We start from the raw sequence: 4,350 nt of genomic DNA, 5'->3' as shown, positions 1-4,350 counted from the left end.
CGTTCCGTCTTCCGTAACAAGCCGCAGATTAACGCTTGCCTTGCGATGATTAAGATTCGGCTCCATGCTTCCTCCCGCGGTTTACCAGCTTTCCATTGCCGATTTAAAAGCGTTTTGTGAAGCGTTAATTATCTTTTCGTCAACACAGTAGGCAAAACGCAGCCAGCCGCTTTTTCCAAAAGCGCTTCCCGGCACTCCTAAAATTAAATGATTTTTAAGATGTTCGACAAACGCGTTGTCGCCAGTTTCCTTCCTGCCTGTTTTGCTCTTTGGGACTTTGCAGAAAAGATAGAACGCCCCCTGAGGCATGGAGTACTCAATACTGGCGTTATTCAAAACTTTTACAAAAGCGTCCCTTCTTTTTTCGTAAATGGAAACGTCTATCCGCGCTTCAGTTAAAGAGCCTACTAACCTTTGCATTAAAGCGGGGGCGTTTACAAACCCAAGTATCCTTGTAGTGTAAATTAAACCGTTTAAAAGATCGTCCTTGCCGCTTGCGCTTGGGCTAACAGCGATAAAACCGATTCGCTCGCCGGGAAGAGACAGGCTTTTTGAATAGGAGCTGACAACGATGGACTCGCCATAACAGCTTAAAACAGGCGGAACTTCTACGTTATACGCAATTTCACGGTAGGGCTCGTCTGAAACAAGGTACGGAAAACGTCCGGTCTTTTTTCCGTGTTCCCCAAGAAGGGAAGAAAGAGAGGCAAGGACGGAAGCGGAATAAACCTTTCCACTAGGATTGTTAGGTGAATTTATAAGGATAGCGGCTGTTCTTTCGTTTAACGCCGCGCCGATAGCGGCAATATCCAAATTAAAATCGTCAAGAGAGTCAACTTCCGCGAGTTTCGCGCCGTGGTTAGAAGTATAGGCGCGGTACTCCATAAAATAGGGGCGCGACACGATAACTTCATCGCCCGGGTTACAGATTGTCTTGAAGACCGCGTTAAGACCACCAGCGGCACCAACCGCCATAATTATATGAGAGCCGTCAATTTTAACATTTTGCTCTTTACATACTTTTTTCGCCAGCGCTTCCCTGACTTTTGGGAAGCCCGCGTTTGGCATATACCCGTGGGAGCCTTTTTCGTCTTCCTGAGCCATTTTTACAAAAGCCTCGTGAAAAGCAGGAGGCGGGTCTATATCGGGGTTTCCAAGCGAAAAATCGAAAACCTTGTCTTGCCCGTGCTGTTTTTTTAACTGAATGCCCTCTTCAAACATTTTGCGTATCATCGAAGATGATGCAAGCGCGTCTTTAATATTCGCCGCAATAGCCATTTTATTCTCCTTAAAATTAAAACTAATTTGTTAAACCAACGTTCTTGCGGTACGCAAGATGTCGGCGAACACTCCCGTCGCGGTAACTTGAGCGCCCGCTCCAGGCCCCTTTATTACCATCGGGAGTTTTAAATAACGGTTTGTCGTAATAACGACAATATTATCGCTGTCAACTAATGAGCGGAACGGGCTTCCCTCCGCTTCGGCGCGGAAAGAAATTTTCGCTTTCCCCTCTTCAATTACGGCGATATAGCGCAGTTGTTTGCCATCGGCGGCGGCATCGGCGCGCCGTTTTTCATAATCAGCGTCTGTTTTTTCCAATTCGGTGAAAAAAGAGGCGATGTCTTTCGCATTAAAGCAGGCGGGCGGCAGAATAGGATCAATTTTTACGTTCTTAAACTCAATGTTAAGCCCGCATTCCCTTGCGAGGATTAAAACTTTTCGCGCCGCGTCCATCGCGTTAAGGTCGTCCCTAGGATCCGGTTCCGTGTAGCCCTTCTCTTTCGCCTCGCGCACAAGGGCGGAAAAAGGCTTTGAACCGTCAAAATTATTGAAAATGTAGCTTAACGTTCCTGATAACACGGCTTCTATTTTTATTACCTTATCACCGGCTAGGAAAAGATCGCGTAATGTGGAAATAACCGGGAGTCCCGCGCCTACCGTACATTCATAAAGGTAGGGAATTCCCCTTTCCCTTGAATAAGAGGTAAGCCGTTTGTAATAGTCCATGGAACCGGAGTTGGCTTTTTTATTTGGCGTAACAATAGGTATGGAATAGTGAAGGATTTTTTCGTACAAAGAGGCGATGTCTTCGCTCGCGGTGCAATCGCAGAAGCATGAATTGGGAAGATTGAAAGACGCCATTTTCTCGATAAATTCGGTCGCGCCTTTTATGTTCGGCTCAATCTCTTGAGTGCCTTCCACTTTGCCTTTGGTAGTGAGGGTTTTCCTTGTTTGTTTTGGATCAAGCCCGTCAAGAGAAAAAATCATTTTGTCGTAATCGGCGGCTCCAATTAAATTAATTTTTAGCATATTGTCAGCTAACTTTTCGCAGTTGTCCGCGATTTGCTCCAATAAAGTGCCGCCAATCAATCCCGTGCCAATCAGGAACAGATTGACAGAACGTTGATGGGCGAAAAAGAAAGCGTTGTGAATGGCGTTAAGCGCCTTACCTTCGTCAGCCGATGATATGACCGCCGAAATATTTAACTCCGAAGACCCTTGCGCTATTGCCACAACATTAATTCCGTTTCTGCCAAGCGCGTGAAAAAATTTCCCCGATATGCCGGAAGTATTCTTCATTGCCGAACCTACGACGGCGATTATTGAAAGGTCTTTTTCTATAATCGGGCTTTCAATGGAAAAACTGCGGATTTCATTCGCGAACTCTTCCTTTAACGCAGTATCGGCCTTCTGTATGTCTTCCGGCAAAACCGCGAAACAGATTGAATATTCGCTTGAACTCTGCGAAATCAGCATAACATTGATTCCCTTCCGCGCGAGAGAACCGAATAGACGGGCGGAAAAACCCGCAACGCCGACCATGCCGGTGCCTTGAATTCTTACAAGCGCGACTTGATTGATGGAACTAATCCCGCGAATAGCGTATTTTCCCGGAGCGGCCTTAGCGGTTATTTTCGTGCCGCTTCCCTTTGGATTAAAAGTGTTGCGAACATAAATGGGAATATTTTTTTCAAGAGCCGGTTTTACGGACGGCGGAAAAATTACCCTAGCGCCAAAGTGGGAAATTTCTATCGCTTCGTTATATGAAATTTCATCTATAAGAAAAGCGTTCTTAACTTGATCGGGATCGGCTGTCAACATTCCGTCAACGTCAGTCCATATTTCAAGTTTTTTCGCGCCAAGAGTGGCGGCAAAAACAGCGGCGCTTAAATCGGAACCGTCACGCCCGACTGTGGTCGTATATCCGTCAGTCGTAGAACCGATGAACCCGGTTACAACCTGCAATGTTTTCTTTACATCTTTAAAATAAACTTTGATGTTTTCTTCAGTTTCTTTTTTTAAAATTTCCGCTTTGCCATAATTGGAGTTTGTTTTTACAAGCTCGCGCGCGTCCAAGAACGACGCTTTAATATTATTCGCCGTAAAAATAGACGCGATAAGATTCGCGCTGAGCCTTTCCCCAAAACTCATAATTAAATCCTGACTGCGTAAAGATAATTCGCCCAACAGCGTTATTCCGTCAAGAATCTGCGACAGCAAGGTTATACTATTTTCAATTTCTTTAACCGCGTTCTTGCGGTCTGTCGCCTTTAAGAAATGCGCGGCGCAGTCTTTATGGCGAGTGCCGAGGTCTTCCAACTGCTTCTTGCACGACTCTCCGCTAACTGCGGTATTCGCCATTTTAATAAGCGCGTCTGTCACGCCTGAAAACGCGGAAACTATTACCGCGCTCACGTTTCCCGCGTATTCTTTGTCATTTAAGATTCCGATAATTTGCACAATCCCTTTTGGGCTTCCAACGGACGAACCGCCAAATTTTAACACTAACATAATTTTACTCCCATTGAATAATACTAAATTTTTTTATATTTTTACAATAGTAATCGATAAAAACATGGAAAAAGTTGAATCAGGTTTAAAAAGGGTTTATCTTGATTGGGCGGCCTCTTCCCCTTATTCAAGGAGCGATATTTCCGTTCCGTTTGGAAACCCTTCGTCTAATCACCGCGAAGGACGATACGCGAAGCAAGCTCTTGAAGACGCGAGAAAGCGGTGCGCTTGTGTTTTAAACGTGCCGCCTGAAACTCTGTACTTTACGTCCGGCGGAACCGAGTCCAACAGTATCGCGCTTTTTTCCAATCTGACGCGTCCAGGAAAAGGAAGGGTAATTTCATCTCTTGCGGAACATTCTTCGGTAAGGGAGGGAATGGAAACTTTGGACAAAATAGGAAAATCAACCGGCAGTATTGCGGTTGATTCTACGGGAAGGGTGACAGCCGAAACTTTTACAAAAGCGATTGATAAATACGGCGATGTTCGTTTCGCGTCTATTATGTCGGTAAATAACGAGACTGGAGCCGTAACCGACATTGCTTCTTTAAGGGAAGC

General features: G+C 45.4%; 3 protein-coding genes. 1 reads left to right on the top strand and 2 read right to left on the bottom strand.

The window, feature by feature from the left end:
* Positions 1-81: 81 nt before the first annotated feature.
* Positions 82-1,278, bottom strand: a complete 1,197-nt coding sequence (locus ACYVRA_RS05695; protein ID WP_461251785.1) for a pyridoxal phosphate-dependent aminotransferase — start codon at positions 1,276-1,278, stop codon at positions 82-84.
* Between the two features lie 30 nt (positions 1,279-1,308).
* Positions 1,309-3,792: a bifunctional aspartate kinase/homoserine dehydrogenase I gene (gene thrA, locus ACYVRA_RS05690; protein ID WP_461251784.1), complete on the bottom strand. Its 2,484-nt coding sequence runs from the start codon at positions 3,790-3,792 to the stop codon at positions 1,309-1,311.
* 64 nt (positions 3,793-3,856) lie between these two features.
* Here thrA and ACYVRA_RS05685 point away from each other — a divergent pair.
* Positions 3,857-4,350: aminotransferase class V-fold PLP-dependent enzyme (locus tag ACYVRA_RS05685; RefSeq protein WP_461251783.1), on the top strand; the 494-nt coding region annotated here is incomplete at its 3' end.

The organism is Treponema sp. R8-4-B8 (assembly GCF_054786175.1).
This window is presented reverse-complemented; position numbering and strand designations above follow the sequence as displayed.

Excerpts from the sequence above, each read along its gene's own strand:
- ACYVRA_RS05695 (WP_461251785.1), bottom strand. The coding sequence starts at position 1,278 with ATGGCTATTGCGGCGAATATTAAAGACGCGCTTGCATCATCTTCGATG.
- thrA (WP_461251784.1), bottom strand. The coding sequence starts at position 3,792 with ATGTTAGTGTTAAAATTTGGCGGTTCGTCCGTTGGAAGCCCAAAAGGG.